This is a genomic window from Rhizobium sp. BR 314 (assembly GCF_047445805.1).
In the GTDB taxonomy this organism is placed as follows: Bacteria; Pseudomonadota; Alphaproteobacteria; order Rhizobiales; family Rhizobiaceae; genus Rhizobium; species Rhizobium lusitanum_B.
The window spans coordinates 407,361-425,477 of sequence record NZ_JARWLA010000003.1 but is presented as its reverse complement, the minus strand read 5'-3'; the positions used below and the strand labels follow the sequence as shown (position 1 = coordinate 425,477).

At 60.1% G+C, this 18,117-nt stretch carries 16 protein-coding genes; 7 read left to right on the top strand and 9 right to left on the bottom strand.

Annotated features, from left to right (window positions below):
* Positions 1 to 79: 79 nt before the first annotated feature.
* Positions 80 to 964 carry a class I SAM-dependent methyltransferase gene (locus QD461_RS06975; protein WP_414087050.1) on the top strand — a complete coding sequence of 295 codons (885 nt, stop codon included), beginning with the start codon at positions 80 to 82 and terminating at the stop codon, positions 962 to 964.
* 113 nt (positions 965 to 1,077) lie between these two features.
* Here the strand turns inward: QD461_RS06975 and QD461_RS06970 are convergent, their stop codons facing one another.
* From QD461_RS06970 to QD461_RS06940, 7 genes are all read right to left on the bottom strand, one after another.
* On the bottom strand, positions 1,078 to 1,260 hold the full coding sequence (locus tag QD461_RS06970) for a Flp family type IVb pilin (RefSeq protein WP_414087049.1): 183 nt from the start codon (positions 1,258 to 1,260) through the stop codon (positions 1,078 to 1,080).
* 86 nt (positions 1,261 to 1,346) lie between these two features.
* Positions 1,347 to 1,664 carry a hypothetical protein gene (locus QD461_RS06965; protein WP_184709905.1) on the bottom strand — a complete coding sequence of 106 codons (318 nt, stop codon included), beginning with the start codon at positions 1,662 to 1,664 and terminating at the stop codon, positions 1,347 to 1,349.
* Between the two features lie 178 nt (positions 1,665 to 1,842).
* On the bottom strand, positions 1,843 to 2,217 hold the full coding sequence (locus QD461_RS06960; protein WP_414087048.1) for a hypothetical protein: 375 nt from the start codon (positions 2,215 to 2,217) through the stop codon (positions 1,843 to 1,845).
* A 266-nt stretch (positions 2,218 to 2,483) separates the two neighbouring features.
* Positions 2,484 to 2,897, bottom strand: a complete 414-nt coding sequence (mutT, locus tag QD461_RS06955; RefSeq protein ID WP_199095287.1) for an 8-oxo-dGTP diphosphatase MutT — start codon at positions 2,895 to 2,897, stop codon at positions 2,484 to 2,486.
* The gene (locus tag QD461_RS06950; protein ID WP_414087047.1) at positions 2,894 to 3,673 is read right to left on the bottom strand and encodes a GNAT family N-acetyltransferase; all 780 of its coding nucleotides are present in this window, start codon (positions 3,671 to 3,673) and stop codon (positions 2,894 to 2,896) included. Before QD461_RS06950 ends, mutT begins: the two co-directional genes overlap by 4 nt.
* A gap of 10 nt (positions 3,674 to 3,683) precedes the next feature.
* Positions 3,684 to 4,925, bottom strand: a complete 1,242-nt coding sequence (argJ, locus tag QD461_RS06945; RefSeq protein ID WP_414087046.1) for a bifunctional glutamate N-acetyltransferase/amino-acid acetyltransferase ArgJ — start codon at positions 4,923 to 4,925, stop codon at positions 3,684 to 3,686.
* Positions 4,926 to 5,097: 172 nt separating this feature from the next.
* A complete protein-coding gene (locus tag QD461_RS06940; RefSeq protein ID WP_414087045.1) occupies positions 5,098 to 6,000 on the bottom strand; it encodes a peptidylprolyl isomerase in 903 nt (300 codons plus the stop codon).
* 245 nt (positions 6,001 to 6,245) lie between these two features.
* Here QD461_RS06940 and secA point away from each other — a divergent pair, with 245 nt between their 5' ends.
* The 3 genes from secA (at position 6,246) to QD461_RS06925 (ending at position 11,834) form a co-directional block, all read left to right on the top strand.
* The gene (gene secA, locus QD461_RS06935; protein ID WP_414087044.1) at positions 6,246 to 8,966 is read left to right on the top strand and encodes a preprotein translocase subunit SecA; all 2,721 of its coding nucleotides are present in this window, start codon (positions 6,246 to 6,248) and stop codon (positions 8,964 to 8,966) included.
* A gap of 165 nt (positions 8,967 to 9,131) precedes the next feature.
* Positions 9,132 to 10,559, top strand: a complete 1,428-nt coding sequence (locus QD461_RS06930) for an oligosaccharide flippase family protein (protein WP_414087043.1) — start codon at positions 9,132 to 9,134, stop codon at positions 10,557 to 10,559.
* A 3-nt stretch (positions 10,560 to 10,562) separates the two neighbouring features.
* Positions 10,563 to 11,834 (top strand): GNAT family N-acetyltransferase, encoded by a 1,272-nt coding sequence (locus QD461_RS06925; RefSeq protein ID WP_414087042.1) that lies wholly within the window; start codon positions 10,563 to 10,565, stop codon positions 11,832 to 11,834.
* Positions 11,835 to 11,937: 103 nt separating this feature from the next.
* On the opposite strand, the gene QD461_RS06920 is transcribed toward QD461_RS06925, so the two are convergent.
* Positions 11,938 to 13,584 carry an AMP-binding protein gene (locus QD461_RS06920; protein ID WP_414087041.1) on the bottom strand — a complete coding sequence of 549 codons (1,647 nt, stop codon included), beginning with the start codon at positions 13,582 to 13,584 and terminating at the stop codon, positions 11,938 to 11,940.
* 251 nt (positions 13,585 to 13,835) lie between these two features.
* Here QD461_RS06920 and QD461_RS06915 point away from each other — a divergent pair, with 251 nt between their 5' ends.
* Positions 13,836 to 14,816, top strand: a complete 981-nt coding sequence (locus tag QD461_RS06915) for an aldo/keto reductase (protein WP_414087040.1) — start codon at positions 13,836 to 13,838, stop codon at positions 14,814 to 14,816.
* Between the two features lie 312 nt (positions 14,817 to 15,128).
* Positions 15,129 to 15,923: a class I SAM-dependent methyltransferase gene (locus tag QD461_RS06910; protein ID WP_414087039.1), complete on the top strand. Its 795-nt coding sequence runs from the start codon at positions 15,129 to 15,131 to the stop codon at positions 15,921 to 15,923.
* 55 nt (positions 15,924 to 15,978) lie between these two features.
* Here the strand turns inward: QD461_RS06910 and QD461_RS06905 are convergent, their stop codons facing one another.
* Positions 15,979 to 16,581 carry a TetR/AcrR family transcriptional regulator gene (locus QD461_RS06905; protein WP_414087038.1) on the bottom strand — a complete coding sequence of 201 codons (603 nt, stop codon included), beginning with the start codon at positions 16,579 to 16,581 and terminating at the stop codon, positions 15,979 to 15,981.
* Between the two features lie 236 nt (positions 16,582 to 16,817).
* Here QD461_RS06905 and QD461_RS06900 point away from each other — a divergent pair, with 236 nt between their 5' ends.
* Positions 16,818 to 18,116, top strand: coding sequence for an MFS transporter (locus QD461_RS06900; protein WP_414087037.1), 1,299 nt, complete (start codon positions 16,818 to 16,820; stop codon positions 18,114 to 18,116).
* Position 18,117 lies beyond the last annotated feature (1 nt).

The following is an 18,117-nucleotide window of genomic DNA, read 5'->3' as shown; positions in this document are numbered from 1 at the left end:
TTTTTCCCGCAGGCTTTGCGAAGGAAAACGCGCGTGCCCGCCATGCCCCGCCGAAGTGAACTTATTGCAGGAAAACGCCATGGAAATCGTCTTCGACCAAACGCTGCTCGCCGCCCGTAAGCGCCGGGCACTGAGACAGGGCGATCCAAAGGCCGCATTTCTGCTCGATATCGCCGCCGGCGAACTGGCGGAGCGGCTGGCCGTGACCGAACGTCATTTCGACGAAGCGGTCGAACTTCACGGCGCGACCGGCGTAGCGGCGCGTCTGGCGCTTGCAACCGGCAAGATCGGCCACGTCAGCAGGATCGAGAATGAGCCGGGCTTTGCCGCACCTGGCGAAACCGTCATCGAAGCGCCTATCGAGGAGTTGCCGCTGGAGGCGGAGTCGGTCAACCTCGTTCTCTCGCCCCTCAACCTGCATGTCACCAACGACACACCGGGCGTCTTCATTCAGGTTCGCCGGGCGCTAAAGGCCGACGGCCTCTTCCTGGCGGCGATTCCGGGCCTCGGGACCCTGCAGGAACTGCGCGAGGTTCTGCTTGCCGCCGAAATCGAGCTGACTGGCGGCGCCAGCCCCCGCGTAATCCCCTTTGCCGATGTCCGCGATGTCGGCGGGCTGCTGCAACGGGCCGGGTTTACCCTGCCCGTCATCGACGCCGAGACCTATACGGTGCGCTACGACAATCTATTCGCCTTGATGCGCGATCTTCGCGCCATGGGGATGACCAACCCGCTCGCCGAGCGTAGCCGCGCACCGCTGACACGCGCCTTCTTCCTGCGGGCGGCTGAACTCTATGCCGAACGCTATTCAGACCCGGACGGCAGGATCAGGGCGACGTTTTCGATCATCTACGTATCCGGATGGACGCCGCACGAAAGCCAGCAGAAGCCGCTTCAGCCGGGCTCGGCAAAGGCTCGGCTTGCCGATGCGCTCAAGGTGGAAGAGCACAAGCTGAAGCAATAGAAAATACGGCGCGAAAGTCGGCAACGGTTTCGCGGCAGTGCGAAGTCGTGGGAATCGACGCGCACGAAACCTCCGGCGAGCACGTTGGACGATCGGCTCCTGCTAATATGATCTCAATTCTGGTTGGGCGACGAGTTTTGAACCGTGTTGGATAGCAGGTTGAATGTGTTCGCCAAGCTGCCGCCAAACGCGCCGACGCCACTGATGATCGCAGCCGACATCAGTGCGGCAATCAGCCCATACTCGATGACCGTGGCACCGGTCTTGTCACTGAAAAAACGTCGTACGGCACGCATACGCTCAAAGCTCCCCAGCCTCAGCATTGGACATCAACATCTCGTGAATCCGATGCTGTCATGGCATCTGGCAGGCTATGCTCATGCTATTGGCAGCTGCTGTCTGCCCCGTATCCCTGAACGATGCAGACCGAACCCGGCTCATGCTGCAGCACACTGCGGCGGATCGTATAACGCTTGCCGTTTTCAGTCTGAGGAATTGAACCCGTCGTAATATTGTCGAGATCCGGCGCGCTTGCAAGCACGCGAGACTTGGATTTGTCGGAGAGCATCGGCGTGAGAATGAGCGAAAGCGCGACCGCCGCCGTACCAAACAGCAAAGCGATATTCAACGCGCCCGTCCTGCGCGACGTGGAATAGGACTGCTCTTTTTCTTGAACAGCTTTCCAGAAATCGTCGTCCATTATGTCAAGCCTTCTTTAACGCACCCAACAACCCGCTTGATTGAGAGCATTGAATGCCAGAAGGTCATAAATGATCCCTTAATATCCACATGCAAATTAATGAGACGTAAAATTCCGGGACACCGCCTGATTCGGCCTATGCAGCTGATTTCAAATGGCTAATTTTCGTTAACCATACTTACCGTGTGTTGCCATTGGGCACGCGAAACGTTGGCGCGGCGGGTTGAAGAAAGATGCAACGCATCAGCGAACGCCAAATCTCTTCTGCAGCAACACGCAATAGGACATGCGGATGCATCAAACACCAGCAAATTGAGATTGGCGTCCACTCGCCTTGATGCAACCTATGAGGTAATTTTATCACCTTAAGTTGCGCAAGGGCTAATGTATGGTAGGACTGTTTAAAGCTGTCGGCGGCCTTGTCATAGCTCTCGCGATCCTGGTGGCAATTTTGATGCTCTTCATCGGGGGCATCCAAGGTTTTACCCTTGGGGGTGATCGCCGCCCTTGTGTACGCTTTTTGGGGCGTCGCGATTTTTGCCTTTGGACTCATGCTCGAGCATCTGGAGGCAATTCGCCACAATTCTGTCAGGCAGTCGGAAATGTTGACGGAGCTGCTGCGGAGAGCGTCAAAGGCAGATCCATCAGGCAGAGATCCAACAGCCGACAGCCTCGATCAGCTTGAGAAATCAAAATTCCGCTTTAGGGATATCTGAGCTTAGAGCAATGCCAGGAAAAGTGCGACGCGGTTTTCCGTCCCGAATTGCGTAGTGACAAAAAGAGAAAGCATTTTCGCGTTCGAAGAAAAGCGGAAAGGTTTTAGAGCAGATCCTGCAGGAAGGGGATCAGCGGCTCGTCGGCCGGTGGCATGGGATAGTCGCGCAGGGCCTGCGGCCGAACCCACTTGAGCGCCTGCCCTTCCCGGCCATGCGGAATTCCTTCGTAACGCCGGCAGATATAGAGCGGCATCAGCAGATGGAAGGTCTCATAGGTATGGCTAGCAAAGGTCAGCGGCGCGAGACATGCGATCTTCGTCTGCACGCCGATCTCTTCCTCAAGTTCACGCACCAGCGTCTCTTCCGGCGTTTCGCCGGCTTCGACCTTGCCGCCGGGAAACTCCCAGAGGCCGGCGAGCGACTTGCCCTCGGGGCGCTGCGCGAGAAGGATGCGGCCATCTGTATCGATGAGTGCACAAGCAGCAACGAGGACGATCTTGCGGCCAGTCTCGCTCATGCTTCCTCCGGCAAACGCCAATAGCGGTAACGATAGGCCTCGCGGAACCCGAACCGGGCATAGAGCGCGATCGCAGGCGCGTTGTCGGCGCTGACCTGAAGCCAGGCCGTCTTGGCGCTACGCATCCGCGCCCAGCGAAGTGCCGAGGTCAGGATTTCAGCGCCCAGCCCATTGCGACGATGCTGCGCTGAAACCGCCACCGACATCACGCCAGCAAGGTCGTTATCCTGCACGCAAAGCGTCGTTGCCAAGGGGCCAGCTTCCGCATCCTCGATAACGAAAAGCCCCGACGGCGGCTTGATGCTGCTCACCACCTCGGCCAGCGCCGGCTTCAAGGCGGGATCGGCCTCATCGACAATGAGGCTGGCATCCACGAAGCGACCCACATCGTGGCTCGGCAGATGGTCCAGCATATCGGGCAATTCAAGATTGACTAGATCGGCTGTCATGACGATCGTCTCGTCGAAGCACGTCCAGCCGCGCTCCCGAAGGAGATCGATCAGTTGCGACGAAGCGAGCGGCGTTTCACGCACCACCATCGGCCTGCCATAGGCTTCGAACTTGCGCTGCGCCTTGCTCAACCGGATTTCGAGATCGCGGTGATCGGACGGATCGAGCGGCACAACGGAGTTGAGCCGTTTCGATGGATGACCCGCCGTCAGCCGAACCTGCCAGCTGCCGTCATACTGCACAGACGACGCTGGCCAGGCCCGAAAGCCGACGGCTTCCAGCCTGCGCACCAGCGGCAGCTTGTTTATCGTGGACTGCGCATGCATCTGCTAGATATCAGCTCCGGTAGTCGCCATTGATGGCAACATATTCCTTCGTCAGGTCGCAGGTCCAGACCGTTGCGCGACCATTGCCGAGGCCGAGATCGACCTTCACCGGAATATCCTGCTGTTTCATGACGTTGGAGGCAGCGTCCTCGGAATAGGAAGCGTCACGCTCGCCGTTGACGGCAACGCGAACGTCACCGAACCAGATGGCGAGCTTGTCGCGATCCGCCATCTCGCCGGCCTTGCCGACAGCCATGACGACGCGGCCCCAATTGGCGTCTTCGCCGGCAGCGGCGGTCTTGACCAGCGGCGAATTGGCGATCGACAGCGCTATGCGCTTGGCAGCGGCATCGTTCTCGGCGCCCGTCACGGTGATTTCGAGCATCTTTGTGGCGCCTTCGCCGTCGCGAACGACCTGAATGGCGAGATCCTTAAGCAGCTCGTTGAGCGCCGCGCGGAAGCCCGCAAGCTTCGGATCGTCGGAGCGATCGATATGCGCCTGACCGTCGGCTGCGGCAGCGCCGGTGGCGAACAGCATCAGCGTGTCGGACGTCGAAGTATCGCTGTCGACAGTCATGGAATTGAAGCTCGGGCCGACGCCATCGGACAGCAGCGACTGAAGAGCGGCAGAGGAAATATCGGCATCCGTGACGACGAAGGAAAGCATGGTCGCCATGTCAGGTGCGATCATGCCGGCACCCTTGGCAATGCCGTTGATGGTGACATTGACGCCGCCGATCTCGGCAGTGCGGGTCGCGACCTTCGGATAGGTATCCGTGGTCATGATGGCCTTGGCGGCCTCAAACCAGAAATCGTTGACAGCGTCTTTCGCCATGGTGTCGAGCACGCCGGCAAACTTGGCGGCATCGAGAGGTTCGCCGATAACGCCTGTCGAGGCAAGATAAACCTCGTTTTCACCGCAGCCGACGGCCGCAGCCGCGGACTTGGCGGTCAGCTCCGTCGCCTGGCGCCCCTTCAGGCCGGTAAAGGCATTGGCATTGCCAGAATTGACGACGACGGCACGCGCGCTGCCGTGGGCGAGGTTCTTCCGGCAGAAATCGACAGGAGCCGAAGGGCACTTCGAGCGCGTGAAGACGCCGGCGACAGCTGCTGGCTTATCGAAAACCATCAGCAGGACGTCCGTCCGGTTCTTGTACTTGATACCGGCGGATGCCGTCGTCATGCGCACGCCGCGAAGAGCGGGCATTGAGGCAAAGGTTTTGGGAGCGAGCGGAGAAACGGAACCGGACATGAGAGCCACCTGAAAGAGCATGATGCCGAAAAGTGTATCCAGTTTTCGGCATCATGCTCTGCTTCTTTGGTTCTGGAGCGGATTCAGATTCTAGGTCGATGCGACTAAAATCATCCGGCTCCAGTGGAAGGGCCCGGAAATCCCGAGCCCCGATGATCCTGCTTACGATTGCTTACTGCTGCGGCTGAGCGTCAGGCGCGATGGCATCATCTGCCGGGGCCGCATCCTGCTGCTTCTGCGCATCTTCGTAGGCCTTGCTGAGCGCCGGGTCGCTGATGGAAACCTTGGCATCCTGCTTGGCCTTGTTCAGCAGCTCAAGATACTTGTCGCGCATGACGAGCTGACGAACCTGTTCCTTGACCTGATCGAAAGCCGGAGGAGGAGCGTTGCGCTTGTCCTCGACCTTGATGACATGCCAACCGAAATCGGTCTTGACCGGGGTTTTGGTGTAGGTTCCCACAGGAAGGGCGAAAGCTGCCTCTTCGAATTCCTTGACCATACGGCCATGGCCGAAATAGCCGAGATCGCCGCCGTCAGCCTTGTTCGGATCGGTGGACTTTTCCTTGGCGAGCGCAGCAAAATCCTTGCCGCCGTCGAGTTCCTTGATGATCGCCTTGGCTTCGTCCTCGGTCTTCACCAGGATGTGGCGGGCGTGAACTTCTTCCTGCTTCGGGAGGGCTGCGACTTCCTTGTCGTAGCGAGCCTTGACTTCATCATCCTTGATGGCGTCGGCAACATGCGCCTTGAAGTAGGCATTGTGCAGCTCGCGGTCACGCAGATAGGCCATATGAGCCTGGAAATCCGGCGTCTGGTCGAGCTTCTCGGCAGCAGCCTTCTGCGACAGCAGTTTCACGTCGATCGAAGCGGAAAGGGCAGCAACCTTCTTCTGGTCGTCCGGGAGCTGGCCGAGTTGCGGATCGAGATTGGCAATCGCCAGGTCAAGTTCGGATTGATGGATTTCGACATTGCCAACCTTGGCAACGACGGCATCCTTGGCGTCAGCAGCAAAGGCCGGCGCCTGGAAGGTAATGACTGTTGCGAAAGCAACCGCAGCAAGTTTGTTGTACTTCAACATAAAATAACCCTTCGGTGATCTCGACCGGCTCGACAGATGGGAATCCGGCGTGAAAAAGCCTTCAGCAGGAGAATGTGGCCTTTGTGTATCGGCCAATTCCCGTTGACATCAATCGACCCCCCTCTTATCTGTCACGCAACCTCGCGTCCAGAACAGTTTCCGGCCGTTTTGTGCTATACTCCCGTTTTTTTGGGAATGGATAAAGCAGGGAACGGCCGGATGAAATCTCAGAAAGGACCAGTCACATGGTCAGCCTAGGTGGAATTGCCCGCAAGTTGTTCGGCTCGTCCAACGACCGTCGCGTCAAGTCGTTCCAGCCGAATGTCGTTGCCATCAACGCACTCGAGCAGCAGATGCGTGCGCTGTCCGATGAGGCTTTGGCCGCCAAGACGGTTGAGTTCCGCAAGCAGCTCGCCGACGGCAAGACGCTCGACGACCTCCTTGTCCCCGCCTTTGCGGTGGCACGCGAGGCATCGCGTCGCGTTCTCGGCATGCGACCTTTTGACGTACAGCTCATCGGCGGCATGATCCTTCATTCCAACGCGATCGCGGAAATGAAGACCGGCGAAGGCAAGACGCTTGTCGGCACGCTGCCGGTCTATCTGAACGCGCTGGCCGGCAAGGGCGTACACGTCGTCACCGTCAACGATTACCTGGCACAGCGCGATAGCGCCACCATGGGTCGCCTCTATAGCTTCCTCGGGCTGACCACCGGCGTCATCATCCATGGTCTGTCCGACGAAGAGCGCCGCGACGCCTATGCCTGCGACATCACCTACGGCACCAACAACGAGCTCGGCTTCGACTATCTGCGCGACAACATGAAGTATGATCGCGGGCAGATGGTTCAGCGTGGCCACAGCTTCGCCATCGTCGACGAAGTGGACTCGATCCTCATCGACGAAGCGCGTACGCCGCTGATCATCTCGGGCCCGCTCGACGACCGCTCCGATCTCTACACCACGATCGACGCCTTCATCCCGCGGCTTTCGAAGGAAGACTACGAAATCGACGAAAAGCAGCGCTCGGCCAACTTCTCCGAAGAAGGCACCGAGAAGCTGGAAAACATGCTGAACGAAGCCGGCCTGCTGAAGGGTGAATCGCTTTACGACGTCGAGAACGTCGCAATCGTTCACCACATCAACAATGCCCTTAAGGCCCACAAGCTCTTCCAGCGCGACAAGGACTACATCGTCCGCAACGGCGAAGTCGTCATCATCGACGAATTCACCGGCCGCATGATGCCAGGCCGCCGTTATTCGGACGGCCAGCACCAGGCGCTCGAAGCCAAGGAACGGGTACAGATCCAGCCGGAAAACCAGACGCTGGCGCAGATCACCTTCCAGAACTACTTCCGCATGTACGACAAGCTGGCCGGCATGACCGGTACGGCATCGACGGAAGCGGAAGAATTCGGCAACATCTACGGTCTCGACGTGGTCGAAGTGCCGACCAACCTGCCGATCAAGCGTATCGACGAGGACGACGAGGTCTATCGTACGCATGAAGAGAAGTACAAGGCGATCATCGCCGAAATCATGGATGCGCATAAGCGCGGCCAGCCGGTGCTCGTCGGCACGACTTCCATCGAGAAGTCGGAACTTCTTGCCGACCTCATGCGCAAGCAGGGCTTCAACAACTTCCAGGTTCTGAACGCCCGCTACCATGAGCAGGAAGCCTATATCGTTGCCCAGGCCGGCGTTCCCGGTACTGTCACGATCGCGACCAACATGGCCGGACGCGGTACCGACATCCAGCTCGGTGGCAACCTTGAAATGCGTGTCGAGCGCGATCTGCATGACGTTGAGCCCGGTCCGGAGCGCGACGCCGCAATCGCCAAGATCGCCGAAGAAATCAAGGAACTGAAACAGAAGTCCCTTGCCGCCGGCGGCCTCTACGTCATCGCCAGCGAGCGCCATGAAAGCCGTCGTATCGACAACCAGCTCCGTGGCCGTTCCGGCCGTCAGGGCGACCCTGGCCGCTCGAAATTCTACCTGTCGCTTCAGGACGACCTGATGCGCATCTTCGGCTCCGACCGCATGGACGGCATGCTGCAGAAACTTGGTCTCAAGGAAGGCGAAGCCATCGTCCATCCTTGGATCAACAAGGCCTTGGAGCGCGCCCAGAAGAAGGTCGAAGCCCGCAACTTCGATATCCGCAAAAACGTTCTGAAGTATGACGACGTGCTGAACGACCAACGCAAGGTCATCTTCGAGCAGCGCGTCGAGCTGATGGATGCGACCGACCTTTCCGAAACCGTTGGCGACATGCGCCACGAGGTCATCGAGGATCTGGTCACGAGACATATCCCCGAGCGCGCCTATGCCGAACAGTGGGATGCCGACGGCCTGAAGGCAGGCGTCGCCAACTTCTTCGACCTCGACATGCCCGTCCACGACTGGGTCAAGGAAGAAGGCATCGCCGAAGATGACATCCGCGCCCGCCTGACCGAAGCTGCCGAAAAGGCTGCGACCGAGAAGGCAGAACGCTTCGGCCCCGAGATCATGACCTATGTCGAGCGCTCCATCGTTCTGCAAACGCTGGACAATCTTTGGCGCGAGCACATCGTCAACCTCGACCATCTTCGTTCGGTCATCGGCTTCCGCGGCTATGCCCAGCGCGACCCGCTGCAGGAATACAAGGCCGAGGCTTTCGAGCTGTTCCAGTCCCTGCTGAACAACCTGCGCCAGGCAGTCACCGCCCAGCTTTCGCGTGTCGAACTCGTCCACCAGCCGTCTGAACCGGAAACCCCGCCGATGCAGGGCCGTCATATTGACGCCACGACGGGCGAAGACGAATTCTCTCCGCTTAGCCTGGTAAGCGAAAACTTCGTGCCGCCGGAAAATCGCGACCCCAGCAATCCGGCAACCTGGGGTCGCGTCGGCCGCAACGAAGCCTGCCCTTGCGGTTCCGGCAAGAAATACAAGCATTGCCATGGCGCCTTCGAAAGCACCGAAGTCGTCTGAGACTTCGTTCCTTTTGGAGATTCAATAGGATGCCGCCCTCCGGGCGGCATTTTTCGTTTTCGGAGCCACCCTTTGCCCCATTGCTTTCGAAGGATAGAAAGAACCTATTCTTAACCCTCCTCTGCCAAGACTATCGTGAGGTTCGGACCATATTTAAAGTATTGCGTGTTGATCATGGCGGTCTTTCAAACAGCGGAGAGAATGCTGCCGTCCGTATTGCGGGCTGTAGCGACGCCATATCTGCGCAAACTTGCCGACATCCTTACCAGCAACGATGAAAAAGCCGTTTCACAGCGCATGGCGCTGATCGCCTTCACCATCCGTATCGTCGGCGCCGCCCTCGCCTTCTTGTCACAGATCATTCTCGCTCGCCTGATGGGCCGCTTCGACTATGGCGTCTTCGTCTTCGTCTGGGTGCTGATGATCCTGTTCGGCAACCTTGCCTGTCTTGGCTTCCCGACCGCCATCATCCGCTTCCTGCCGCAATATGACGCAAGCGGCGACCATGCTGCCCTTCGCGGGCTGAACACGACGGCCCGCGTGTTCGTCGTCGGGCTTTCGGGCGCGCTGGCACTGCTCGGAGCCGCTCTGGTTTATGCCCTGCGCGGCACGATCGAGCACTATTATCTCACGCCGATCCTGCTTGGCCTTATCGCCGTGCCTATGATCGCGCTCGGTGACGTCCTCGACGGCACCGCCCGCGCCAAGCATTGGCCGATCATGGCGCTGAGCCCGACCTTCCTCATCCGCCCGTCGCTGATCCTGCTGTTCATGGTCATCGCCGTTTTGGCCGGTGCGCCGCGGGACGCCATCACGGCCATGATGGCTGCAGTGGCCGGAGCCTTTACCAGCGTCCTGCTTCAGTATCTCGCCGTTACCTTCCGTCTGCGCCGCCACTATCCAAACGGCGCGCGGACCATCGAGTTCAAGGCCTGGCTGTCCGTCGCCTTCCCGATATTTCTGGTCGAAGGTGTCGGCTATCTCTTCACCAACTCCGATGTCATCGTCGTCGGGATCTTTCTCGATCCGGACGAGGTCGCCGTCTACTTCGCCGCGGCCAAGACCATGGCTCTGGTGCATTTCATCTATTTCGCTGTCAAGGCCGCCATCGGCCCGCGCTTTGCCGCCATCATGGCCGAGAAGGACCAGGCAAAACTGGCCGCCTTCGCCACCGAGGCAACCCGCTGGACCTTCTTTCCGGCCCTCGCCATCGGCCTCGCGGTCTTGGCCGCAGGCCAGCTACTGCTATCGCTTTTCGGCTCTGCCTTCACAGAAGGGCAGATCGTCATGGCCATCCTTCTTGCCGGCATTCTTGCGAAAGCGCTGGTCGGTCCAGCCGAGGTATTGTTGACCATGGCAGACAAGCAGATGATCTGCGTCTATCTCTATGCCGCTGCGCTCGTCGCCAATATCGGCCTGAACGTCATCCTGATCCCTCGTTTCGGCATCGAAGGCGCCGCCATGGCCGGAGCCGCTGCAATGGCGCTCGAAGCCTCGCTCCTGCACATTGCCGTGCGCAAAACGCTCGGCATTACACTTTTCGCCCTCATTCGCCGCCCAGCGGTGCCATCGACAACACACGGGGCCTCCTAAATCATGACGCGCCCTCCTTATACCCAAACGACCGACAGCCAGGTCAATGCTCTGACGCACACGCTCGCAGCGCTGCACTTCGAAACGCCGAAGGCCGAAGCGAGGGTCGAGGTCGGCCGGTCCGGCCGCGAGCTTTGCCTCTACCCCGGCAAGCTCGGTTATGAATTGCAGGACGAGCTGGATTTCCTATCCAATCGCGCCATGGAGCCGAACGTCTTCTTCTCCGGTCGTTTTCTGGCGCCCGCCATGCCTCGTCTGGAGGACCGCCAGGTCCGCCTGGCCCTGATGCGAGACAATAGCAGCACCCGCAGCCGTATCCGTCTGCTGATGCCATTTACGGTCGACAAGCCGGGCTTTGCGATCGGCCCCTCAATCATTCGCGTCTGGTCCAACTCCTTCGGCCCTCTGGGCACGCCGCTTGTCGATGCCGAGGATGCGGGGGAAACGCTCGACAATCTCTTCGAAGGGCTCGCGCGACCTGAGTTGCGTCTGCCGACGGCGTTAGTATTGCCCGACCTGCGCTTGAACGGCCGCTTTGCGCAGATGGCCAAGGTCGTGGCCATCAGCCGCAATCTGCCCTTCGCCATTGCAAACCCCTTCCAGCGTCCCATGCTCGACAGCAACGAGGATGCTATCGCCTACCTGAAGCGGACCATTTCCAACGCCCATCTGCGCGAAATGCGCCGGCAATGGCGGCAGCTGGAAAACCAGGGCGACGTCTCCTACAATGTCGCGCGCCAAGCCCGTGACATTCACCTGCGCATGGAGGAATTCCTGGCGCTGGAGGCAAGCGGCTGGAAAGGCAAGAAGCGCACGGCTCTGGTCACGGATCGCCACCACGCCGCCTTCGCCCGCGAAGCCATCTCCAATCTCGCGGCCATCGACGCCGTTCGTATTCACACGATCGATCTGAACGGCAAGGCCATCGCCTCGATGATCGTGCTGATCATGGGCGGCGAGGCCTATACCTGGAAGACGGCCTATGACGAGGCCTATGCCCGCTATTCGCCGGGCAAGCTCCTGATGGGCGAATTGACGGAATGGCACCTCGACGACGCCAACGTCGTCCGGTCCGATTCCTGCGCCATTGCGGATCATCCGATCATGAGCCGCTTCTGGCACGAGCGTGAGGCCATGGGTACCCTGATCATCGGCCTGACGCCGAACGGTGACCGCGATATCAGACAGATCACCACACAGCTGCACATGTACCGCAGTACCCGCAACATGGCGAAACTGCTGCGCGAAAAGATCCTGTCGCTGACGAAGCGCTAGAGTGTTTCCAGGAAAAGCACACAGCGTTTCTCAGCGCGAAATACGCAGGAAAACGACGGGTTAGAACGTCCTTGCACGCTCATCGGAACCTACGAGGCTCGCTCTAACTTTCGGCGTGTAGGGCTTCTTCCGTCGCTCGCTCGCGCAGCAGGCGGCGGATGACCTTGCCTGAGGTGGTAAGCGGCAATGCATCGACGAATTCGATTTCGCGCGGATATTCATGCATCGAGAGCCGTGTTTTCACCCAATCGCGGATTTCGGCGGCCAATGCTTCACTCGGCTCACGGCCAGGCACGAGAACGACATAGGCCTTGACGATCTCCGTTCGCACCGCATCCGGCTTGCCCACCGCCGCGGCAAGCTGCACGGCCGGATGGCCTCCGAGGCAATCTTCGATCTCGCTAGGCCCGATGCGATAGCCGGACGAGGTGATGACATCGTCGTCGCGGCCGACGAAGGAAATATAGCCATCCGCATCCTGCCGGCCGATATCGCCGGTCAGCAGCCAATCATTGGCGAATTTCGCCTCCGTCGCCGTCTCATTCTGCCAATAGCCCAGGAACATCACCGGATCGGGACGCTTGATGGCGATTTGCCCGCTCTCCCCAATAGGTACCTCGACGCCATCGGCATCGACGATCGCCACACGGTGGCCGGGTGCCGCCTTCCCCGTTGCTCCTGCGCGGCTGACACCGAAGGCTTCGCTGGAGGCGAGCACGAAATTGCACTCCGTCTGGCCGAAGAACTCGTTGACGCTGACACCGAGCGCCGAACGCGCCCATTCGAAGGTTTCGCGGCCTAGCGCCTCGCCTGCCGAGCCGATGGTACGGAGCTTGAGGTCGTAGCGGGCTCGCGGGTTGTCGACAGCCTTTAGCAGTCGCAGCGCCGTTGGCGGGATGAAGGCATTGCGTACCTCCATTTCGGCCATGATGCGGAAGGCCATATGCGGATCGAACTTCTGCGCCGGTGAGGAAACGACGGGAACGCCAAGCATAAGGCTCGGCAGAAGCGCATTGAGAAGGCCGCCGGCCCAGGCCCAGTCCGATGGCGTCCAGAGCCGGTCACCGGCCTTGGGAAAGCCTTCATGGGCAAACTGCATGCCCGGAATATGCCCCGGCAGCACGCGATGGCCATGCAGTGCGCCTTTGGGTGGTCCGGTCGTGCCCGAAGTGAAAATCATCAACGCCGGATCGTCAGGGCCTGTATCCGCCACCTCGAAGAGAGGCGGGTAGGCCGCTACCAGATCGGCAAAGCCGGAGACGCCATCTTCCGCACCGTCGATGCTGATGACCTGCGTCAACTCTGGCAGCCGGTCTCTGATCGGACGCAGCCGCTCTAGACCGAAGCGGTTGGTGACGATAGCCGACGCCCCGGACGCCTGCAGCCGATATTCCAGCGCCTCCGCACCAAACAGCAAGGCCAACGGCAGTGCGATCGCCCCCATCTTGTAGATCGCCACATGTGCAACGACGGTCTCGAAGCTTTGCGGCAGCAGCAGCGCCACGCGATCTCCGCGACGCACGCCAAGCGCAGTGAGCGCATTTGCGAAAGATGCGGAACAGGCCCGCAACTCCCCATATGTCATGGAAAAGTGATTGCCGTCCTGATTGAAATGCTGAAGGCAAACCCGATCGGGTTCACGTTCCGCCCAGGCATCGCAAACAGCATGTCCCATGTTGAATTTCGCCGGAACTTCCCAACGAAAGTCACGATAGAGGGCTTCATAAGTATCTCGCGGGGGCAATTTCATGCGGAATTCCAAAAATGGTGCAGCGCAGCTAACACCTGTCGCCTCCAGGGTTCAAGGAAACATTTGAAATTGCCGTCTTCCCCCGTGCGCGAATCGCCTTATTTATTGAAGAATACTTCGAAGCTCTTCACGAACCGATGCGTCCGCTGGCGGCGTTACCCGCTAATTTGCCTTTCGCGGCGCACCATTCCCATCGCCCTTCCGACGATGGGCCTCCTTGCATCAAATGAGCGAATGGACGGAGAATATCGATGGAATACGTAAAGTTTGGCAGGACCGGCCTTGAAGTCTCGCGCATCTGCCTGGGTTGCATGACCTACGGCGACCCCAACAAGGGCACGCATGCCTGGTCGCTGAAGGAGGAGGACAGCCGTCCGCTGCTGCGCCAGGCTATAGAAGCCGGCATCAACTTCCTCGACACGGCCAACACCTATTCCGACGGCTCATCGGAGGAGATCGTTGGTCGCGCCATCAAGGATTTCGCGCGACGCGAAGACATCGTGCTTGCCACCAAGGTCTTCAACCGCATGCGCCCCGGCCCGAACGGCGCCGGCCTGTCACGCAAGGCGATTTTCGACGAGATCGACAACAGCCTGCGCCGCCTCGGCACCGAGTATGTCGATCTCTACCAGATCCATCGCTGGGACTATACGACGCCGATCGAGGAAACCCTGGAAGCGCTGCATGATGTCGTCAAGGCCGGCAAGGCCCGCTACATCGGCGCTTCCTCCATGTATGCTTGGCAGTTCGCAAAGGCGATTTACACCTCTCGCCTTAACGGCTGGACGGAGTTCGTCAGCATGCAGGACCACCTGAACCTGCTCTACCGCGAAGAAGAGCGGGAAATGCTGCCTTTCTGCGAAGACCAGAAGATCGCCGTCATCCCCTGGAGCCCGCTCGCCCGCGGCCGCCTGACCCGCGACTGGGATGAGGCGACGGCCCGCACCCAATCCGACGAGTTCGGCAAGACGCTCTACACCCAGGCGCTCGAAGCCGACCGAAAGATCGTCGATGCCGTCGGCGCTGTCGCAAAGGCACGCGGCATTCCGCGCGCCAGGGTCGCAACCGCCTGGGTTCTACAGAAGAGCGCGGTCACCGCTCCGATCATCGGCGCCTCCAAGCCCGGCCACATCACGGATGCCGTGGCGGCGCTGGAAGTCAAGCTGACGCCGGAAGAAATCGAGGCGCTGGAATCGCCCTATGTCCCGCATGGGGTAGCCGGATTCAAGTGAGGCTTCGAGGGCGGCCAAGCAAAGGCAATGATGACGCATCGCCGCGCATGGCCCCTCACCCAGCCCTCTCCCCGCACATGCAGGGAGAGGGGGCTTTTCCTGCCAAATCCACGTCCTATCCACAGGGTGAACACGGTCGTTTTGCTCTGTCGTTCCCTCTCCATACAAGCGGGGAGAGGGCTAGGGTGAGGGGCAATCCAACCCTCCGAAGTCGATTGAGCCCGCAGCAAATCGCGCAAAAGTGACTTCACGATCAGGTCAAAGTTGGGGCTTAACTGGATCGAGGTCCCTTACCCCCGAGGATGACATCCGATGATCACAGTTCCCTTCGAAGCGCGGCGCTTTCAATCGACCGCGGCCTACTACCTGCGCTATCGCATCCCTTATCCGGACAAGCTGATTGCCCGCGTTGCCGAACGCAGCGGCCTAAAAGCCGGCGATCCTGTGCTGGATCTCGGCTGCGGTCCCGGCCAGCTCGGCATCGCTTTCGCTAGGCTGCAAAGCGCAGCCGTCACCGCCATGGATCCGGAACCGGAAATGCTCGCCGAAGTCGAGGCCGGCGCGAAGAAGGACGGCGTCGATATCACCATTCGCCAAGGCTCCTCCTACGATCTCGGGCCTGATATCGGCAAACTGCACCTCTGCGTCATGGGCCGCTCCTTTCACTGGATGGACAGGCCGGCAACTCTTGAGGCATTGGACAGGTTGATCGAGCCAAGCGGCGCCGTCGTGTTGTTTCATGACAAAAGTGTTCTAGCGGAGCCGGATTGGCGCGGGATCGTCGAGCCGCTGGCGGAAACCTACTCGCCCGAACGCAATGCCGACCGGCTGCTGCGCAAAAGCAAGGCATGGGCACCTCATGAGGCCATGTTGCTGGCCTCCCCCTTCCGCAATCTCGAGCGCATCGGTATCGTCTCGGAATATACAAGGGATATCGAGGACATCGTCGGCCGCGTCTTTTCGATGTCGTCAACCTCGCCACAGGCGCTCGGCGACAAGGCAGCCGATTTCGAGGCGGCGCTTCGTGAAAAGCTGCTTGCAGCCGCTCCCGACGGCAAGTTCACGGAGATCGTCGAGGCGAACGGGCTGCTCGCGTTCCGCGATTGAACTTGTGGGTGCGGAGCGGTCAGGCAAACCTCTCGCTGCTCCGCTCGTCGCCGGCCTAAGCCTCGCTCTTGTCCCGCCCGTTCGTGCCCGGCGGAGGCGTCAGCTCCTGCTGGGTTGCCGCCAGAAACTCCTGCGACAGCTCCGGACTATCCATTGCCCGCGCAAGAATGACGGCGCCGACCATGGCCGAGAGGCTGGCGTACGCCTTGCGCCGTCGATCCTCGGGGGTTTCGCCCGGCACGATATCCTCCAGCACCTCTACCAATCCGATGAGGCCGCCGGTGAAGGTGGATTGCATTTCCGGGCCGTGGCGGCTGACTTCTTGCGTCAGCGCCGCAAAGACGCAGCCCGTCGCGTGTTCGACGACATTGCGGTGAGAGAGATAATGGGCCAGCAGCGCTTCCAGCGGCTGCTCGGGCGAGCTGGCCGCCACCTGCTTCCAGCGCTCCAGCGAGCGCGCCACCAGCGCTTTGCTCGCCTCGCAGGCAAGCTCGTCCTTCGAATCGAAATGGCCATAGAAGCCGCCATGCGTCAGCCCCGCCGCCTTCATAATCTCAGCGACGCCAATGCCGTCAAAACCCTTTTCGCGAAAAAGCTCGCCTGCCACGGCAAGGATCTTTTCGCGATTCTCGGCGAATTTTTCCCGGCTCACTCTCATCAAAAAACTCCATCAGCGCATCAATAAATCTGTATTGACAATTTACATGATGACAATCATCAATACAAAACAAATATGATAGCAATCATGTAAATGCCTTTGCACAAACGTTCAAGCCGGGAGAACGGCAAGACGCTAGAAGCGGATATGGTACCCCCCTGGCCGTCCGTGATCTCGCGCTCTCGCAGCGGCCCCGTACCAGACGTCAAGCCACACAACCTATCGGAACGCAGCTCATGGTTTCCACTGCCCTTGCTTCGACGCTCGCCCGGCGCAACATCCATTACGGATGGGTCGTCGTCGCCGCCACTTTCCTCACCATGCTCGTCACGGCCGGCGCCATGGGCGCACCTGGCGTGCTCATTAAGCCGCTGGAAGACGAGTTCGGCTGGAGCACATCCTCCATTTCGTCGGCCCTCGCCGTCCGCCTCGTTCTGTTCGGCCTGATGGGGCCTTTCGCCGCCGCCTTCATGAACCATTTCGGCATACGCAAAGTCATTGTCTTTGCGCTGGCGACCATCTGCGTCGGCTTCATCGGCTCGCTTTACATGACGCAGGTCTGGCAGCTGCTTGTGTGCTGGGGGATCATCATCGGCTTCGGCACCGGCCTCACCGCGATGGTGCTGGCGGCAACCGTGTCGACGCGCTGGTTCACCAAGCATCGCGGCCTCGTCATCGGCATGCTTTCGGCAAGCTCTGCCACCGGACAGCTCGTCTTCCTGCCGCTGATGGCGGAACTGACGACACGCTACGGCTGGCGCACCACGGTGCTTTTCGTCTGCGGCATGATCGTCGTCGCCGCCTTCATCGTGCTGCTTTTGATGCGCGACCGTCCCTCGGACGTCAATCTGCCGCTGGTCGGCGAGGTCCACATTACACCCCCACCGGCGGCCACAAGGAACCTGAGGGCTGCGCTCGCCTCACCGCTCGCCATTCTGCGGGAAGTTTCCACGACCTCGACCTTCTGGATCCTGTTTGCCACCTTCTTCATCTGCGGCCTGTCGACCAACGGCCTCATCCAGACGCACTTCGTTACTCTCTGCGGCGATTTCGGCATCGTCCCGGTGGCTGCCGCCAGCGTTCTCGCCGTCATGGGCATCTTCGATTTCTTCGGCACGATCGGCTCCGGCTGGCTCTCCGACCGCTTCGACAATCGCTGGCTGCTCTTCTGGTACTACGGCCTGCGCGGCCTGTCGCTGGTCTACCTGCCCTTCAGCAACTTCACCTTCTACGGCCTGTCGATCTTCGCCGTCTTCTATGGCCTCGACTGGATCGCCACCGTACCGCCGACCGTCAAGATCGCCGCCGACCGATTTGGCCGCGAAAAGGCCGGCCTCGTCTTCGGCTGGGTCTTTGCCGGCCATCAGCTCGGCGCCGCCACCGCTGCCTATGGCGCCGGCCTCACCCGCACGGAGCTGAACACCTACCTGCCCGCCTTCTTCGTCGCCGGCGCCTTCTGCCTGCTCGCCGCGATCCTCGCGATCACACTGCAGAAATCCGGCTCCACCGCCAAAGGCCCGGCCATGGCGCACTGAG

Coding starts and splice junctions, on each gene's coding strand:
- QD461_RS06975 (WP_414087050.1), top strand. CDS start 80: ATGGAAATCGTCTTCGACCAAACGCTGCTCGCCGCCCGTAAGCGCCGG.
- QD461_RS06970 (WP_414087049.1), bottom strand. CDS start 1,260: ATGCGTGCCGTACGACGTTTTTTCAGTGACAAGACCGGTGCCACGGTC.
- QD461_RS06965 (WP_184709905.1), bottom strand. CDS start 1,664: ATGGACGACGATTTCTGGAAAGCTGTTCAAGAAAAAGAGCAGTCCTAT.
- QD461_RS06960 (WP_414087048.1), bottom strand. CDS start 2,217: ATGAGTCCAAAGGCAAAAATCGCGACGCCCCAAAAAGCGTACACAAGG.
- mutT (WP_199095287.1), bottom strand. CDS start 2,897: ATGAGCGAGACTGGCCGCAAGATCGTCCTCGTTGCTGCTTGTGCACTC.
- QD461_RS06950 (WP_414087047.1), bottom strand. CDS start 3,673: ATGCATGCGCAGTCCACGATAAACAAGCTGCCGCTGGTGCGCAGGCTG.
- argJ (WP_414087046.1), bottom strand. CDS start 4,925: ATGTCCGGTTCCGTTTCTCCGCTCGCTCCCAAAACCTTTGCCTCAATG.
- QD461_RS06940 (WP_414087045.1), bottom strand. CDS start 6,000: ATGTTGAAGTACAACAAACTTGCTGCGGTTGCTTTCGCAACAGTCATT.
- secA (WP_414087044.1), top strand. CDS start 6,246: ATGGTCAGCCTAGGTGGAATTGCCCGCAAGTTGTTCGGCTCGTCCAAC.
- QD461_RS06925 (WP_414087042.1), top strand. CDS start 10,563: ATGACGCGCCCTCCTTATACCCAAACGACCGACAGCCAGGTCAATGCT.
- QD461_RS06920 (WP_414087041.1), bottom strand. CDS start 13,584: ATGAAATTGCCCCCGCGAGATACTTATGAAGCCCTCTATCGTGACTTT.
- QD461_RS06915 (WP_414087040.1), top strand. CDS start 13,836: ATGGAATACGTAAAGTTTGGCAGGACCGGCCTTGAAGTCTCGCGCATC.
- QD461_RS06910 (WP_414087039.1), top strand. CDS start 15,129: ATGATCACAGTTCCCTTCGAAGCGCGGCGCTTTCAATCGACCGCGGCC.
- QD461_RS06905 (WP_414087038.1), bottom strand. CDS start 16,581: ATGAGAGTGAGCCGGGAAAAATTCGCCGAGAATCGCGAAAAGATCCTT.
- QD461_RS06900 (WP_414087037.1), top strand. CDS start 16,818: ATGGTTTCCACTGCCCTTGCTTCGACGCTCGCCCGGCGCAACATCCAT.